At 66.5% G+C, this 16,034-nt stretch carries 18 protein-coding genes; 1 reads left to right on the forward strand and 17 read right to left on the reverse strand.

All coding sequences use genetic code 11. The features are described 5' to 3' along the window. Positions 1 to 152: 152 nt before the first annotated feature. The 17 genes from K7W03_RS05465 to K7W03_RS05545 form a co-directional block, all read right to left on the reverse strand. Positions 153 to 611 (reverse strand): hypothetical protein, encoded by a 459-nt coding sequence (locus tag K7W03_RS05465; RefSeq protein WP_222885732.1) that lies wholly within the window; start codon positions 609 to 611, stop codon positions 153 to 155. 94 nt (positions 612 to 705) lie between these two features. After that, positions 706 to 1,845: a flagellar type III secretion system protein FlhB gene (gene flhB / locus K7W03_RS05470; protein ID WP_222885733.1), complete on the reverse strand. Its 1,140-nt coding sequence runs from the start codon at positions 1,843 to 1,845 to the stop codon at positions 706 to 708. Positions 1,846 to 1,847: 2 nt separating this feature from the next. Continuing rightward, on the reverse strand, positions 1,848 to 2,642 hold the full coding sequence (fliR, locus tag K7W03_RS05475) for a flagellar biosynthetic protein FliR (protein ID WP_222885734.1): 795 nt from the start codon (positions 2,640 to 2,642) through the stop codon (positions 1,848 to 1,850). After that, positions 2,639 to 2,911, reverse strand: a complete 273-nt coding sequence (fliQ, locus tag K7W03_RS05480) for a flagellar biosynthesis protein FliQ (RefSeq protein ID WP_025548552.1) — start codon at positions 2,909 to 2,911, stop codon at positions 2,639 to 2,641. Before fliQ ends, fliR begins: the two co-directional genes overlap by 4 nt. Before the next feature lie 47 nt (positions 2,912 to 2,958). After that, positions 2,959 to 3,738 carry a flagellar type III secretion system pore protein FliP gene (gene fliP, locus K7W03_RS05485; RefSeq protein WP_025548553.1) on the reverse strand — a complete coding sequence of 260 codons (780 nt, stop codon included), beginning with the start codon at positions 3,736 to 3,738 and terminating at the stop codon, positions 2,959 to 2,961. Positions 3,739 to 3,835: 97 nt separating this feature from the next. Next, positions 3,836 to 4,102 carry a FliO/MopB family protein gene (locus K7W03_RS05490; protein ID WP_025548555.1) on the reverse strand — a complete coding sequence of 89 codons (267 nt, stop codon included), beginning with the start codon at positions 4,100 to 4,102 and terminating at the stop codon, positions 3,836 to 3,838. Positions 4,103 to 4,187: 85 nt separating this feature from the next. Then, entirely contained in the window at positions 4,188 to 4,526 is a 339-nt protein-coding gene (fliN, locus tag K7W03_RS05495) for a flagellar motor switch protein FliN (protein ID WP_025548556.1), read from the reverse strand. Beyond that, positions 4,523 to 5,407, reverse strand: coding sequence for a flagellar motor switch protein FliM (locus K7W03_RS05500; protein WP_025548558.1), 885 nt, complete (start codon positions 5,405 to 5,407; stop codon positions 4,523 to 4,525). Before K7W03_RS05500 ends, fliN begins: the two co-directional genes overlap by 4 nt. 50 nt (positions 5,408 to 5,457) lie before the next feature. Beyond that, positions 5,458 to 6,117: a flagellar basal body-associated protein FliL gene (gene fliL, locus K7W03_RS05505; protein WP_025548560.1), complete on the reverse strand. Its 660-nt coding sequence runs from the start codon at positions 6,115 to 6,117 to the stop codon at positions 5,458 to 5,460. 28 nt (positions 6,118 to 6,145) lie between these two features. After that, positions 6,146 to 7,996: a flagellar hook-length control protein FliK gene (locus K7W03_RS05510; protein ID WP_222885735.1), complete on the reverse strand. Its 1,851-nt coding sequence runs from the start codon at positions 7,994 to 7,996 to the stop codon at positions 6,146 to 6,148. After that, complete coding sequence (locus K7W03_RS05515; protein ID WP_025548561.1) at positions 7,989 to 8,414, reverse strand: hypothetical protein; 426 nt, start codon at positions 8,412 to 8,414, stop codon at positions 7,989 to 7,991. Before K7W03_RS05515 ends, K7W03_RS05510 begins: the two co-directional genes overlap by 8 nt. Beyond that, a complete protein-coding gene (locus K7W03_RS05520) occupies positions 8,411 to 9,739 on the reverse strand; it encodes a FliI/YscN family ATPase (RefSeq protein ID WP_222885736.1) in 1,329 nt (442 codons plus the stop codon). Before K7W03_RS05520 ends, K7W03_RS05515 begins: the two co-directional genes overlap by 4 nt. Further along, entirely contained in the window at positions 9,739 to 10,371 is a 633-nt protein-coding gene (locus K7W03_RS05525) for a flagellar biosynthesis protein (RefSeq protein ID WP_222885737.1), read from the reverse strand. Before K7W03_RS05525 ends, K7W03_RS05520 begins: the two co-directional genes overlap by 1 nt. Continuing rightward, positions 10,358 to 11,371, reverse strand: a complete 1,014-nt coding sequence (gene fliG, locus K7W03_RS05530; protein WP_025548566.1) for a flagellar motor switch protein FliG — start codon at positions 11,369 to 11,371, stop codon at positions 10,358 to 10,360. Before fliG ends, K7W03_RS05525 begins: the two co-directional genes overlap by 14 nt. Then, complete coding sequence (gene fliF, locus K7W03_RS05535; RefSeq protein ID WP_222885738.1) at positions 11,364 to 13,115, reverse strand: flagellar basal-body MS-ring/collar protein FliF; 1,752 nt, start codon at positions 13,113 to 13,115, stop codon at positions 11,364 to 11,366. The genes fliG and fliF overlap by 8 nt, the downstream gene beginning before the upstream one ends. Position 13,116: 1 nt before the next feature. Then, a complete protein-coding gene (gene fliE, locus K7W03_RS05540; protein ID WP_025548568.1) occupies positions 13,117 to 13,476 on the reverse strand; it encodes a flagellar hook-basal body complex protein FliE in 360 nt (119 codons plus the stop codon). A gap of 13 nt (positions 13,477 to 13,489) precedes the next feature. Then, a complete protein-coding gene (locus K7W03_RS05545) occupies positions 13,490 to 14,734 on the reverse strand; it encodes a sigma 54-interacting transcriptional regulator (RefSeq protein WP_222885739.1) in 1,245 nt (414 codons plus the stop codon). A 335-nt stretch (positions 14,735 to 15,069) separates the two neighbouring features. Here K7W03_RS05545 and K7W03_RS05550 point away from each other — a divergent pair, with 335 nt between their 5' ends. Further along, complete coding sequence (locus K7W03_RS05550) at positions 15,070 to 15,936, forward strand: flagellin (RefSeq protein ID WP_222885740.1); 867 nt, start codon at positions 15,070 to 15,072, stop codon at positions 15,934 to 15,936. Positions 15,937 to 16,034: the final 98 nt, after the last annotated feature.

A 16,034-nucleotide genomic window follows, 5' to 3' on the forward strand; every position in this document is an offset into this window, starting at 1 on the left:
GTTGGGGTGGAATCAGGACATTCCCCCTCCCGCCTGCGGGAGGGGGAATGTCCTGATTCCACCCCAACCGCTCAGTCCACAGTCCCGAATATCCACACCGCCTGCAACGGCACGCTCGCGAGCAGGCGCAGGAGCGCCCCGACGAACCCGGCTCAAGCGCCCGGAGACAGAATCTGGTCGACCGCGCCGCGACGGATGTTGGCCTGCGCCGCATGGGCATAGGCGGCCTGTTCCGCGATGCGCTTGGCGACGCGGATCGTGCTTTCCACCGCTTCCTTGGAGGCCGGGGGCAAGGGGACCAGTATCTGCGGCTCGGGCAGCATCGACTGGATTTCGCCGGCTGCCCCGTCGACCGTCACCGTGCCGCCCTGACTGCGCAATTCAGCCAGAATGTCGGCAATGCGGGCATGCACCTTGGCATATTCGGCGCTGGTCGCGATGCTTTCTTCCACGCCCGACTGATCCTCGGGCGTCGGCGCCTGCCGGGACGATCCACCACCCTGATGCACGGTGGCGGCCGATGAAATGGGCGCAATCGCGGACACGGCGGACGGCGCGCGGGTCGCGCCGCGCTCCACCGACAGTTCAGTCCGCGAAATATAGTCGTTCATGACGCACATCCTAATGCGTCCCCATGAAGATTATACGGATATTAAGTCCTAAACTTAAGTTAAGGACGATCGATTTTCAGGAAACCGCTGATTATCAACATGATTTTTTGCCGTCCGCGTCGAAGCGCAGATCGTCCGGCACGGTGATGAATGGCCGGTCCATCTCGCTCGCCATCCGATTCTCCACCCGGAAGACGAAGGCAAGGACGGTCGCGACCGCCATGTACAGCCCTTCATTGACGATCTGCCCGGCGCGCGAGGTGAAGTATATGGCGCGGGCCAGTTCGGGATATTGCAGCACCGTGACCCCGTTCTGGTCGGCAAGGTCGCGGATCGCCGCCGCCACCGCGTCGCAGCCGCGCGCCACCACCACCGGCGCGGCGTCCTGCCCCGGCTTGTAGCGCAAGGCGACGGCGAAATGGGTGGGGTTGGTGATGATGACGCTGGCCTCCGCCACCGCCTTGCGGGTCGAACCGCTCAGCACCTCATATTGCTTGCGGCGGATATGGCCTTTCAGCTCGGGGGAACCTTCGCTCTCCTTATGCTCGTCCTTGATCTCCTGCTTGGTCATCGACAGCCGCCTGGACCGCTGCATGAGCTGGGCGGGAACGTCGATGCCCGCGATCAGGAACAGGCCCCCCGCCATGATCAGGCAGGTCATGATGAACATGTTGCCAAGGTCCGCCATGGCGGGCGCCAGCCCCGCCTTGCCCAGCCCGACGATCTCCGTCAGCCGGTCCCAGATCATCCAGACGCCGATCGCGCCCAGCAGCGCGACCTTGGCGACGGACTTGACCAGTTCGATCAGCCCCTGGAGCCCGAACATGCGCTTGAGGCCGGCGGCGGGATTGAGCTTCGACGCCTTGGGCGCGAAGGCGCCGGGACGGAAGCCGAGCGAGCCGAGCAGCGCCGGCCCCGCAATGGCAGCCAGCAAGGTCGCCAGCAATATCCCCGCGACCGGCAGGGCGATGCCGGACAGCAGCGCGATGCCCCGGTCGGCCGGCGCGAAATTCACGATGTCCTCCCGCCGGAAACGCAACGCCTCTATCAGCATGTCGGACAGGGATTCGACCATGGAGGGCCCCGTGACCGCGATCCAGCCAATGCCGGCCATCACCACCAATGCAGTGGCGAGATCGCGGGACTGGAGAATGTCGCCATTCTTGGCCGCATCCTTCAGCTTCTTGGCTGTCGGCTTCTCGGTCTTTTCGCCGCCGCCATTGCTCCCGGCCATGGTCAGTGCCCCTCAGCGATGGTCTGGGCCTGGTCCAGCCCGGCCTTCAGGGCGGCGGCGATCCCCTCCGCCATGATCGGCGCGGTGACGGCCAGCAGGATGAGCCCCGCCATCAGCGCCACCGGCATGCCGACCGCGAACAGGTTGAGCGCGGGCGCTGTGCGCGCCAGCATGCCCATGACGATCTGCACCAGCACCAGCGCGAAACCGACCGGCAGCGCGATGGTGACGCCCGCGCCGAGCAGCGCGCCGCCGAATTCGATCAGGTGCCAGACCGCATCGTTGCTCAGCATCGCGCCACCCGGCGGCAGCGCCCGATAGCTTTGCACGACAAAGCTCACCAGCATCAGATGCCCGTCCATCGCCAGCAGCAGGAAGGTCGACAGGATGGAGAGGAACTGGCCCACTGCCTGCGTCGCCTGGCCCGACGAAGGATCGACCATCGCCGCGAAATTGAGGCCCATGGTGTTGCCGATAGCCTCCCCGGCCACCAGCGCGGCGGCATAGCCGATCTGCACGGCAAAACCGATGGCGAGGCCGGCAAGCACCTCACCCGCGACCAGCATCACGCCCTGGAAACTGGCGACGCCGTCGGCGGGAAGCTGGATAGGCACGCTGTTGAGCGCGGCCATGCCCAGCGCCAGCGACAGGATCAGCCGCAATTGCAACGGCACGGCGGGCGCGCCGAAGACGGGCGCGGCGATGAAGGCGGCGCCGGGGCGGATCATGGCGATCAGCCAGATCCAGAGCTGGACTTCCACATTGACAAAGCCTGGGGCGAAGCCCGGCGCGATCATTGCAGCAGGTCCGGAATGCGCTCGAAAATCTCGCGCGTGAAATCGGCGATCAGCACCATGATGGAACCGCCGAACAGCACCAGCATCGCGCCGACGACGATGATCTTGGGGATGAAGGCCAGCGTCTGTTCATTGATGGAGGTCGCGGCCTGCACCATGCCGATGACGACGCCTGCGATCAGCGCGGGAATCAGGATCGGCGCTGCCGCCAGCGCCGTGATCCACAGCGCCTGCTGCGCCAGCCCCATGAAGAAATCGGCGTTTTCCATGGATCAGGCCGCCCCGGAGCCGTCTGGAGGAGAGAAGCGCCCGCCCTTCATGTCGCGAACGATCCGGCCAGCGAACCCATGGTCAACGCCCAGCCGTCCACCAGCACGAACAGCAGCAGCTTGAACGGCATGGAGATGATCGTGGGCGACAGCATCATCATGCCGAGCGCCATCAGCGTCGATGCGACCACAAGGTCGATGATCAGGAACGGCAGGAAGATCATGAAGCCGATCTGGAAAGCGGTCTTCAGTTCCGACGTCACAAAGGCCGGCAGCAGGATGGAGAAGGGAATGTCGGCGGGCGAGCGGAAGGCCGGCGCCTCCGCCAGATTGGAGAAGAGCTTGAGGTCCGTCTCGCGGGTCTGCTTGGTCATGAAGCCGTGCAGCACCTTGCCCGAACGGCCCACCGCCTCCTCGATGGAAATCTGCCCCTTGCCATAGGGATCGAAGGCCTGGGCGTTGATCTGGTCAATGGCCGGCCGCATCACGAACAGGGAGAGGAACAGCGACAGGCCGACCAGCACCTGATTGGGCGGCGTCTGTTGCAGGCCAAGCGCCTGACGCAGCAGCGACAGGACGATGATGATGCGGGTGAAGCTGGTCATCATGAGGATCAGCGACGGCAACACCGTCAGCAGGCTCATGAGGATCAGGATCTGCAGCGATAGGGAGAGCGAACGGCCGTCGCCGCTGATCTGCCCCATGGCGCGGCTCAGCGCGCCGCCATTGTCGACGGGCGCCGGAGCGGCGGGCGCGGCCTGCGCAAAGGCGGGCATGGCAAGGACCAGGGTCAGCAGCAGCAGCGCGACCACACCCCATTTCATCATCCCCGCGCAGGCGGGGACCCATCTCCCGGCAGCAGCCTGCGGACCCGAGGTCCGGAGAGGGGTTCCCGCCTGCGCCGGAATGACGGTGGCAAGCAGGTCAGCGCCCGGCACGATAAGGGTCGCCTTCCGCGATCTTCTCGATCCGCCCCCGCGTCACGGAAAGCAGGATCTTCTTCCCCTCGAACTCCACGACGGCGAGCTTGCCGAACGTCCCCATCGGCAGCGCTTCCAGCACCTTGAGCGACCGGTCGTTCTGCCCCGCCATCATCCCCGGCTGATATTTGCGCCACAGCCACAGCGCGCCGAAGGCCATGCCGCCGACCAGAGGCAATAAAATCAGCAGCTTGACGAAATACCAGATCATGAGGGCTTTCCGCGAAGATGGTTAATTCGTCATCCGTTCCGAAAGATTGGCGCGCAAGGCAAGCGGTAAATCTGCCGCCTGCGCTTCAGCCGCGCCGCTCGACGCCCGCCAGCCGGCTTTCGGCAGCCGCGATTTCGACGATGCGGATGCCGTAGCGGCCGTTCACCGTCACCACCTCTCCCTTGGCGATCAGCGCGCCGTTGACCATGATGTCGAGCAGGTCGTCGGCCTGGCGGTCCAGTTCCACGACGCTTCCTTCGCTCAGATCCATGACCTCCGCCAGCCGGAGCGAGGTCGACCCGACCTCCACCGACATGCGGACGGGAATGTCGGCCAGCAACCGGAACTGGCGGTTGTTCACCATGCGGGAAATGCTGTCCTCGCCCACGCTGTCAAGGCGGGGGGCTTCGCTCATGTCGCTCATTGTCCGGTTTCCTGTGCAAGCTTTTCGATCTGGAATGCGGCGCGGCCATCCTGTTCGCCGATGGAGCCGTGCGCGACGATACGGTCGCCCACGATCAGCGGCAGGCTGCGGTTGATGGTGACGGGAATGATGTCGCCGGCCTTGAGCTGCATCAGTTCGGCCAGGGACAGGTCAGGACGCGCCAGCACCGTGCGGGCGGGCAGGCGGATGTCGCGCATGCGGTGGGCGATGCGCGCCTGCCACACCGGGTCGGCGCGTTCGTCGTCAATCGGGATGCGACTGCCCGTCAACGACTCGACGGCGCGCAGCGCGGACAGCGGGAACAGCAGGTCGACGGGCCATTCGGCATCGCGGCTGATGCTGATCAGGAAGCGTTGCAGCACCATCTGCTCGCCCGGCTGGGCCGCGGCGGCGAAGCCGATGCCGGTTTCCCGGACGATCAGACCGGCCTCTATGGCCAGCATGTCGCTCCAGCATTCCACCAGCCGGGCCATGAAGGCATCGGAAATCCGCGCGATCAGGCGATCTTCGGTCGGCGTGAACTCGCCGCGCGGCGGCAGCGCACGATTGCCGATGCCGCCATAGAAACAGTCGACCAGCGTCGAGATCATCGCCGCATCGAGCCGCAGCAGCACCTGCCCCTTGAGCGGCGCCAGGCGATAGACGCCGATGCTGGAGGAGCCGGGCACCTCATGCGCCCAGGCGCCGAATTCCAGCGCGCGCGCGTCCTGCGCGGCGACATGCGGGCGAACCCCGGCGATCGGCTCGATCAGGGCGCGCAAACGCCGGCCGAGCTTTTCGCCCAGCCGGTCCAGCCCCGACAGCATCAGCGGCGCCTGCGATTCCCCCCGCCCGAAGGCGTAGGCTTGAACGTCGGTCATTTCAGTCCCCAGCCGTCCCGGGCGGGGGACTTCCCGCCGATCAGGCAGCCCTATTGAATAACGAAATTGGTAAAATAAACGTTATCGACGCCGCCATAGCCCGTCTTCTGCTTCAGAATGTCGTTAATAATGCCCTTGATCTTCCCCTGAAGCGCCCTTTTCCCCTCCGGCGTCGACAGCGCCTCCACCGGCTGTTCGGCCAGCATCATCAGGACCTGGCTGCGAATCGCCATCTCATGGACCTTGATCGCCTCGACAACGCGAATGTCGTAATAGGTCGAAACGGCGATGGAAATCTGCGCAAAGGCGTCCGTATCCGACATGTTGGAGGTGAACGGCGTCTGAAGCTGGAAATAGGTCGCCTGATAGGCCGCGGGATTGGCCGGGCTGGGCAGGTCGATGCCCTTGGCCGGGACATGGACACCCGAAGGGGCATGACCCCCGCCGCCGCCCTCATGCCCGCCGCCTTCGCCGCCGCCACCGCCGGCATAGCCATGGGCCTTCGCCACTTCCTCGGCATTTTCCCCCGCCAGCACGAGCACGGGCTTGTTCGGATCTTCCTTCGGCCCTTCTTCCTTCGGGCTGAAGAAACCCGCGGCGTAAAGACCGCCGGCCGCGCCCGCCCCGCCAACGACCATGGCGATGACGATGAGCAGGATCATCTTCATCCCACCGCCCTTTTTCTTCTTCGGCTTGGCGTCGTCACTCATCGGTCAAAGTCCCCCGCAATCCATGTCGTCAGGCATAGCGCGCGCGCGCGGCGGGATTGCCGGCATGGCGCAGCTCGTCATGGTTAAGAACGGCCGGATCGCCGGAATTTTTAGGGGCAAATGCGCTATTTTCCTGGGGACGCCAACGGCCCTGTCCCTGCGATTGCGCCATGTTCTGGCCGTTGTTCGCCCATGCGTTCGCGCCCTGGGAACCCTGTTGCTGCGCGCCCTGCTGCTGGGAGGATTGCTGTTGATTGGCGCTGTCCGCCCGCGCCGCTTCCGCGACAGGAGGCGCGCGTTCGATCTTCACCTCGGCAATGCGCACCGCCGAAAGTCCAGCATCAAGGCGCAGACGGTCGCTGTCCTGGCGCAGCGCCATTTCGGCGGCTTCGCTGGCGACGGTCAGGCTGACCGCCGCGCCGTCGCTGCCCTGGCGGATGTCCACCTGCACGGCCCCAAGCTGGTCGGCGTTGATCTGGAACCGCCCCTGCGCACCGTTCGCGGACAGCCCGGCAATCTCGCGGGCGAGGCCGTCGATCCACTGGCCGGAAACGCCCATGTCGACGATCTGCGCGCCAAGGCTGGCGGACAGGTCGGCCGGCGGCGGCGCGACGGCCGACGGCACCGGCGGCGCGGAAACAGGCTGGGCGAGCGGCATCGGGGGCACGGCATCGACCGGGTCATGCTGGACGGCATGGGCCGGCACCGCCTCGACCGGCGTGGCGGCCCTGCCCGTTTCGACGCGGGCCGCGAGCGGTTCCCCGGCGCGGACCGGCGTGCCCGGCTGGCGGGCAGCGACCTGATCGCGCACGAGCTGGAGCAGGGCGAGCGCCTCGGACTTCACCGGGGCGCTGCCGGGATGCGCAGCGGGAACCGGGCCTTCCGGCTGGTCGGCCGATGCCGCAGGCGCTTCAATGGCTGGCTGCACAGGGGCGTCCGCCACGGGAGTCGGTTCAACCGTCGACTGGGCGGGAACCGGCTGTCCGGCAGACTGAGGCGGCAAGGGCGCCGCTACCGGCAGATTCTTGCCGCGATCCGGCTTGGCGGGCGCCGTTTGCGCGACCGGGGCCGTCGATGGCGGCAGCGCCTGCGCCGGAACGCTTGGGGGGGCCGGCATGTGGACAGCAGCGACGACCGTTGCCGGAGCCTGTGCCGCCTCGGCCTGCTCCTTCGGCCTGTCGCTGTCGCCCGGCTCGGCTTCCGCTGGCTCGTCGGCATGCTCCACCGCCGCGGCTTCGGGCAAGGCCTCCACCTTTTCCGGCTTGGTTTCCCTGCCGGGGCGCGGGGCCTTGACCTGGGGATCGGGCGTCGCGACCGGCAGTTCCGGCCCGCCGACCTCGCCCTCTTCCATCGCGACCGGCGCCGCAGCAGGCATTTCCGCCGCGACCTCCTCGACGGAACCGCTATCCACCGCAGGGCCGTTATCCACCATAGGGCCAGCATCCACCGCAGGCGCCGTCTCCCGAACGGCGGCCTCGGCTGGCGCGTCGATCTTCCTCGCAAGTCCGGGCGGCAGCGGCAGCGAATCCTTGCGGTGGCTCTGCACCGCCCTCAATGCGTTGGCCAGACCGAAAGGCAAGGGGGAAGGCGTCTCCACCTCCGGATCGCCGCCATCGGCTTTGCCGGCCTTGGGCGGTGCGGGCTCCATGCCCTCGGCTTCATCCGCGACCGCCGGAGCGATCCCTTGCGGCAGGCCCGCGATCCCCGCGCTTTCCTGCGCTTCGGGCAAAGCGGCCATCGTGCCGTTCAGCAGCTTGGCGAAATCCGCCGCCCCCTCCGCAGGCACGGTCGACGCAGCCGCGCCATCGGCGGGCATCGGCGTCGCCGCCGAGGAAAAGAGCAGCGCCTTGAGGCTGGTCAGCATGTTCACGTCAGACATCTCCTGTCCTCTGCATCCGGCGATAGCGCGGCAGCGCCGCAAGCTTGTTCTCCCGCCATTCCTCCAGGTCCGCGCGGGCGCGATCCTTGAGCTTCACGGCGATTTCGCGATCCCGATTGGCCGCGAGGGAAAGGCCTTCCTTGACCTCCACCTTGCGGCGCGCATCGTAGAGCGCACCATCCAACTGGCGCCCCGCCTGTTCCAGACGGCCCGCCAGTTCCTGCATCGCTGCAAAATTCGCGCCAGTTGCGACGCCCTGCCCGGTAAAAAGATCGTTCCGCACATTGCGCAGCCGCTCGACATTGCGGGCAAGGCCCTCCGCCTCGTCGCGGGCGCGGGCGGTTTCGGCCGCGGCCATGGCATGCTGGACATGGCGGACGCGCAGCACGCGCTGGCGGCGGGCGACTTCGCCCTTCACGCGCCGAACTCGGCGATCAGGGCATGGGCGCTGGTGTCGAGGTCGATGAAGCTCTTCTGATCCTGACGAATGAAGTCGAGGACTTCCTGTCGCCGCTGCACGGCTTCATCGATCACCGGATCGTTGCCGGGGCGGTAGGCGCCCATCAGGATGAGGTCGCGATTTTCCTCATAGGCGGCCCAGAGGCGGCGATAGGCGGCGGCGGCAAGGCGATGCTCGTCCGGCACGACATCCGCCATGACGCGGGACAGCGACTTGCCGACATCGATCGCCGGGAAGATCGCCTGTTCCGACAGATGGCGCGACAGCACGAAATGCCCGTCCACAATGGCGCGGGCGGCGTCGACGATCGGATCGTCCGTATCGTCGCCATCGGCCAGCACGGTGTAGAGCGCGGTGATCGACCCGCCAGTCCGGGCGTCGACACCCGCCCGCTCGACCAGACGCGGGATCAGCGCCAGCGCGGAGGGCGGATAGCCCTTCATTGCGGGCGGCTCGCCCAATGCCAGCCCGATCTCGCGCTGGGCATGGGCGCAGCGGGTCAGGCTGTCGATCAGCAGCAGCACCTTCTTGCCCCGCGCCCGGAAATATTCGGCGATGGCGGTGGCGCGGGCCGCGGCGCGCAGGCGCAGCACCGGCGGATGGTCGGCTGGGACGGCGACGACGATGCTCTTGTGCATCGCGCCTTTCAATTTGGTCTCCAGGAAATCGCTGACCTCGCGGCCACGCTCCCCGATCAGGCCCGCGACGACGATGTCGGCTTCGGCGCCCTGGATCATCTGGCCCATCAGCACCGACTTGCCAACGCCGGACCCCGCGATGATCGCGATGCGCTGGCCGCGTCCGGCGGTCAGCAGCGCATTCACCGCACGCACGCCCAGGTCGAACGGCTCGGTGACGCGGCCCCGGTCGAGCACATTGCCCTTGACGCCGTTCAATGGCCACGACCCGCCCGCGATGATCGGCCCCTTGCGGTCCAGCGGCTGGCCCATGGCGTCGATCACGCGGCCGATAAGGCCTTCGCCCACCTGCACCATGGTCGCCTGGGAATCCGGTTCGACCCGCGCCCCATTTTCCAGCGGCGCGTCGCTGTCGAGCGGCACCAGCAGCGTCCTGTCGCCGCGAAAGCCCACAACCTCGGCTCGGCAGACCGTCCCGTCCGAAGCGATCACCCGCGCGCCCGCGCCGATGGGACGGCGAAAGCCGGTGACTTCCAGCATGCCCGCATCATGGCTGACCAGCCGGCCGACATGGCGCGGCTGCCGGTTCTGCACCTGCATATGGTCGAACAGCGTTTCCGCCTGGGCCAGCGCGGCGCGAATCATCAGGCCTTGCCCTCCATATCGTCCAGCAGGGCGCGCAGGCGCGACAGGCGCACATCCGGGCCGTCCTCGACCCAGCCGTCGGCGGTTTCAAGGCGCACGCAGCCGCGCTGCATCGCGCCGTCGGGCACCAGCTTCACGCCGATGCTCTCGCCTTCCAGCAGCGCGATGTCGTCGGGATGCAGGTGCAGCGCGCCCTTTTCGTCATTATCCTCGATGAAGGCGGCCACGCTGTCGCAGCGCTGGAGCAGCCGCTCGATGTCGATCTCGACCTCGCCCACGATCTGCTCCACCAGCCGGACCACGGTCGCGGAAAGCATGGTGGACAGCATGCCGCTGGGCGCCGGCGCCAGCAGTTCCAGCGCTTGGGCAAGCTGCTGGCGGGCCTGCGTCTCGGCCGCATGGGCTTCCGCCGTCACGCGGCTGCCTTCGTCGAAGCCCATGGCGAAGGCTTCGATCCGCGCCTGTTCCAGCACATCCTCTTCGCTTTCCGGAATGCTGTCATGCACCGGCTTGCCGGGCGCGGCATGCGCAGGCGCGAACAGGCTGCGGAAGCCGCCGCTCGTCACCTGTCCCATGCCGCCCAGCGGGATGCTGGCGACTTCCGCATTGCTCCAGAGCTTAGACAAAATCATTCCCCTTGCCGCCCAGCATGATGGTGCCCGCATCGGCCATGCGGCGCGCGGTGGCGATGATCAGCTTCTGCGCGTCGATGACCTCGGCCAGGCGGATCGGCCCGCGTTCCTCGATCTCGTCGGCAATGGCCTGCGCGGCGCGGGCGGACATGGAACCGAATATCTTCGCCTTCAGCATGTCGTTCGCGCCCTTCAGCGCGACCACCAGGATCGAACTGTCGACGGTGCGCATCAGCGTGCCCATATTCTTGTCGTCCATGTCGATCAGGTTGTCGAAGACGAACATCTCCTCCTCGATGGTCTGGGCGACCATCTTGTCCCGCTTGGCCAGCGCCTTGATGATGCGCTGCTCATTCTCCTTGCGGACATTGTTCATGATCGCCGCCGCCTCGATGGTGCCGCCGCGCTGCGAGGCCCCGCCCTGCTTCTTGGCCATGTTGCCGCGCAGCAGGAGCTGCTCCAGATCGTCCAGAGCCTCGTTCGACACGGGCCCGAGCGTGGCGATGCGGTAAACCACCTCTTCCTGATATTCGGTCGGCAGCAATTGCAGCACGTCGGCGGCGATCGGCGCCTCCAGATGGGCGAGGACGATCGCCATGATCTGCGGATGCTCCGCCTCGATCAGCACGGCGATCTCCTTGGCGTCCATCCATTTCAGCATCTCAAGCTGGGTGGAGCGGGTCGGCGGGGTGATGCGGGCGAGCATGTTCTCGGCCCGCTCCTCGCCCAGCGCCTTGGTCATCGCGCCGCGAATATGGCGGGTCGCGCCATAGCCGATGGTGGTGCGCTTCTTCGCCTTGGTGACGAAATGATCGAGCGCCTCATTGACTTCCTCGACCTGCACGTCGGCCACATCGTACATCGCATAGCCAAGCTGGCGCACCTCATCGGGCTCCAGGCGCGAGAGGATCTGCGCGGCCTCATCCTCGTCGAACAGCATCAGCAGGACGGCGGCGGCGGCGCTGCCCTTCAGCGCCGTGGCGGTGGCGGCGTCAGGCATTTTCCTTCTTCCCTTCCTTCAGAAGGTCGCGGACGACCAGCGCCGCGCGATCGGGGTCCTGCTTCACGAAATTGCGGATCAGGTCGGCGCGCTGGGCATAGTCATAGGTGGAGGAGATCATGTCGAGCGTGACCGGCGTCGACCCATCCGGGTTGACCGTCGCCTGACGGGTGATCTCGGTCGAGATTTCGCGGCCGATCTTCTGGCCCTCGGCGGCGACCTGTTCGGCGGCGGCGGCCTGAGCGGCGGCGCGGCGCTTCAGCAGCGGCCGGCCGATGCCGAAGATCACCAGCAGGGCGACCAGCAGGGCGGAGACATTGCGCACCAGCGGCGACACCCATCCCGCTTCATACCAGGGCGCCTGAACCACTTCTTCCTTGGCGAAGCTGCGGGCGGAAAGGGCCACCACGTCGCCCCGCGCCTGGTCGAAGCCGACCGCCCCCTTCACCAAAGCCTCCAAGGCCGCGATCTCCTGCGCCGAACGCGGCTTGCCGTCAGGCCCGTTGTCCAGCGCGACCGCGACCGACAGGCGCTTGACCGTGCCGATGGCGTCCCTGGTCACGGAAACCTCGCGGCCCAGTTCGAAGCTGCGGTTGAAGGTTTCCTCGGTCTTCATCAGCGGATTGGGCGGCGTGCCGGGCTGGGCTGCGGTCTGGGTGCTGGTGGCGCCCTGCGCAACGGCCTGGCCATTGGGATTGGTCTGCGTCACGGTCGGATTGACCGGCGCCTGATTGCTGAGCGCGCCGGGAATGCCGCTCGCTTCGCCGCCCGCGCCCTGACCGCGCGGGTCGGATGCCCAGGTGCCCTGTTCGCTGCGAAGACGCGCTTCATCCTGCGGATAGGTTTCGCGGGTCGCCTGCCGCTCCGCGAAGTTCAGTTCGGCATGCACTTCGGTCGAGAATTTGCCCGCGCCCAGAATCGGCGTCAGCAGCGCGATCACCGACTGGCGATAGCGATCCTCCATCCTGGTCTGGACGGCCAACTGGCGGTCGTCGGCGGCGTTGCTGTCGTTATTGCTGAGCAGACGGCCATTCTGATCGACGACCGATATGTCCTCCGGATTGAGTTCCGGGATCGACGAAGCCACCAGATGCACGATGGCGCTGACCTGCTGGTCGGTCAGCGACCGGCCGGAGGCAAGACGCAGCATCACCGATGCGGAGGGTTTGGACCGTTCGCGCAGGAAGACGCTGGGCGGCTCGACCGCAAGGTGGACCTTGGCGCTCTCCACGCTGTCGATCGCCTCGATGGTGCGGGCCAGGTCCATTTCGCGGGCGGAGCGCAGCTTTTCGCCTTCCACCGCGCGCGATGCGCCCATGGGCAGGCTGTCGATCATGCTGTTGCCGTCGGGCGCGCTCTTGGGCAGGCCCTGGGCGGCGAGCATCATCTTCGCCTTGAAATAATCGTCCTCGCCAACGGTCATGCTGCCCGAATTGTCGAAGTCGTAGCGGATGCCGTTCTGGTCCAGCACGCTCGCAACCGCCGATTTGTCGGCATCGGGCAGGGCGCGGAACAGGTCGCGCTGCGGCGGTTCGCGCAGGGCGAGCCACGCCGCGCCAGCGGTCGCGACGACGCCCAGCAGGCCCAGCAGCGGCAGGCTCTTCGCCACGGCGGGCTGCTTCATGAAGCCGGTGAAGCGCGCCTTCAGCGCATCGACGCCCTTCGCGCCGCCCGGAAAGGCGGGGCTGGTGGCCGGGAGAGCGGCGGCGCCGCCGACGGAGGGGGTGAGTGCGTTCTCGCTCATATTACACCGGCATGCTCATGATGTCCTTGTAAGCGGACAGCAATTTGTTGCGGACCTGAAGGGTGGCTTCGAAGCTGACGGAGGCCTGCTGCTTGGCCAGCATGACCCCGGCAATATCGGTGGTTTCCCCCCGTTCGAACGAGGCGGCTGCTTCGCCCGCCTGGTTCTGCAGGCCGTTCACCTGCTCCAGCGCCGATTTCAGCGCGTCGGTAAAGCCGCCCGGCGCGGTTGCGCCATTGGTGCCGACCGCGGAGCCAGGGCCGACATTGCCGGTCTGGGCGACGTCGCGCAGCGCCGCGTTCTTCTGGAGGATGGCGTTGCGGATCGCCATCACGCTATCGGTCGGAGAAATTCCGGACATGCCCTATTCCTCCTCAGGCCGCCGCCCGCTCGCGCATCTCGGCAAGCCGATAGCGCAGCGTACGTTCGGAAATGCCCAGCTTGCGGGCGGCGGCGGCGCGATGGCCATCCGTTTCGCGCAGGGCGGCGCGGACCGCCTCCAGCTTGCTGTTATGCGCCACGTCGCGCAGCCGGATCGGATCGGCCGGCGCCAGGACCTGCTCCACGATGCGCAGTTGCGGCGCGCCGGTGATGTGCAGGTCGTCGGCATCGATGCGGTCGCCGTCGCGAAGGACCACGGCGCGCTGAAGGACATTGCCCAGCTCGCGGGCATTGCCGGGCCAGACATGGCCGGTCAGCTTTTCCAGCGCCGCGGCGGTCGGCCAGACGAAGGCATCCTGCTGGCGCAGCAGCATGGCGGCGGCGATGGCGGCGATGTCGCCCGGGCGCTCGGCCAGCGGACGCAGCTCCAGCGGCATGACATTGAGGCGCCAGTAAAGATCCTCGCGAAAGCGGCTGGCAGCGACTTCGGCGGCGAGGTTGCGGTTGCAGGCCGCGATGATGCGGACATTGACCGGCACCGGATGAGTCGCGCCGACGGGCAGCACTTCGCCTTCCTGGAGGGCGCGCAGCAGCTTGGCCTGAAGGCTGAGCGGCAGTTCGGCGATTTCGTCGAGGAACAGCGTGCCGCCGTCCGCCGCCAGGAACAGGCCCTCGGACGCATTGGCCGCGCCGGTGAAGCTCCCCTTCTTGTGGCCGAAGAGCATGGCTTCCATCATGGTTTCGGGCAGCGCCGCGCAATTGACGGCGATGAAGTCGCGGGTCACGCGGCCCGACTGGGCATGAAGGAAGCGCGCCATGCCTTCCTTGCCGGTGCCCGTATCGCCCTGGATCAGCACGGTGGCGTCGCTGCGCGCCACGCGGCCGGCCAGCGTCATCAGCCGCGTGCTGCCGGCGTCGCCCACCGCGGGAACGGCAGCGGGACGGGCCAGCTCCGCGATCAGCGCGAAGGCGAAACCCATATCCTCAAGGCCGAAGGCAACGCGGGTGGGCAGGCCGTTGGCGGCAGGCACCAGCGAGGGCAGGCCGTCGATCAGGTTGATCAATATGTCGCGATGGGTCGCATGGCCGATTTCGGTGGCCAGCAACACGCGCCGGTCTTCCCGCTCGCGCGGGCTCTGGGCGTCCACGATCCGGACGGTAAAGAACGCATTTTCCAGCCAGTGCTGCAGGCCCGGAACGAGCGCGCAGACTCCTCGGCTCACGTCCAACGATGACATGAACTTGTCCCCATGTTTTGGCCGGCTTGTGCCCCCGCACGCCCCTGACCCCTTCGATGGGTTGAAACTGCCCGACTGTGGTTAGCATATGGTTAATGCGGCAAACCCCTTGCCGCATAACGGCAATTTTTTTCCGCCGGCGCGGAACTTTTCGCCGCTTCATGGATATATCGGCCCCCGCAAAGGGCCCCGAACGCCCTGTTTCCGGGCCTTTTCAATAAAATAGCAGAAAAAATCATCCCCGCCCTAAAAGCTTTTTTTCCGGTGCCGTTATCCCCTTTCGAGGCCGCAAGCAGCCTGATGGCAGCGACCTGAACGAACGAAAGGGTATCAAAATGACTGTTATCGGAACCAACTCCTCGGCGCTGCGTGCATCCAATGCTTCGGCCCAGGCCAGCAAGGCGCTCAGCACCGCGATGGAACGCCTGTCGACCGGCAAGCGCATCAACAGCGCGAAGGACGACGCGGCCGGCCTCGCCATCGCATCGACCATGACCTCGCAGATCCGCGGCATGACCCAGGGCATCCGCAACGCCAATGACGGCATCTCGCTCGCCCAGACGGCGGAAGGTGCGCTGGGCGAAGTCAGCAACATGCTGCAGCGTATGCGTGAATTGTCCGTCCAGGCTTCCAACGGCACCAATGGCCCCGACTCGAAGGCAAATATCCAGACCGAACTGGAACAGTTGAGCACGCAGATTGTGTCCACCGTCAAGAACACCTCGTTCAACGGCATTCAGCTTTTCTCGGGAACGGGCTTCAGCGGCACTCCGAGCGCGCAGTCGATTAACATCCAGGCCGGCGCCAATGCGAGCGACGCTGTAACCATCGATCTCAGCGATCTGAGCGATACCGCTTCCGACTTGGCGGCTGTGGTAGATTTTACGGCCACCGCGTCTCCCTATGCCTTGATCGACGTCACGACCGGCACGCCGAATCTCACTCTGTTCGATGATGCCTTGAAGCAGATCGACACGGCACGCGCCGGCCTTGGTTCGGTCCAGAACCGCCTCGAATCGACGGTCAACACGCTGACGGCCAACGTCACCAACCTGACCGACGCCCGCAGCCGCATCGAGGACGCCGACTTCTCGGCCGAAACGACCGCGCTCGCCAAGCAGCAGATCCTGAGCCAGGCCTCGACCGCGATGCTGGCCCAGGCGAACCAGAGCCAGCAGGGCGTGCTGAAGCTGATCAGCTAAGCTGCGACACTCAGATTGACCGGCTGGGGTTTTGGTCACCCCGGCCGGTCATGCCGCCCCCGGCGCATTTACAGTCCCCACCGCGCCGGGGGTAAAAA

This window comes from Sphingobium sp. PNB (assembly GCF_019873065.1).
GTDB classification, from domain to species: Bacteria; Pseudomonadota; Alphaproteobacteria; order Sphingomonadales; family Sphingomonadaceae; genus Sphingobium; species Sphingobium fuliginis.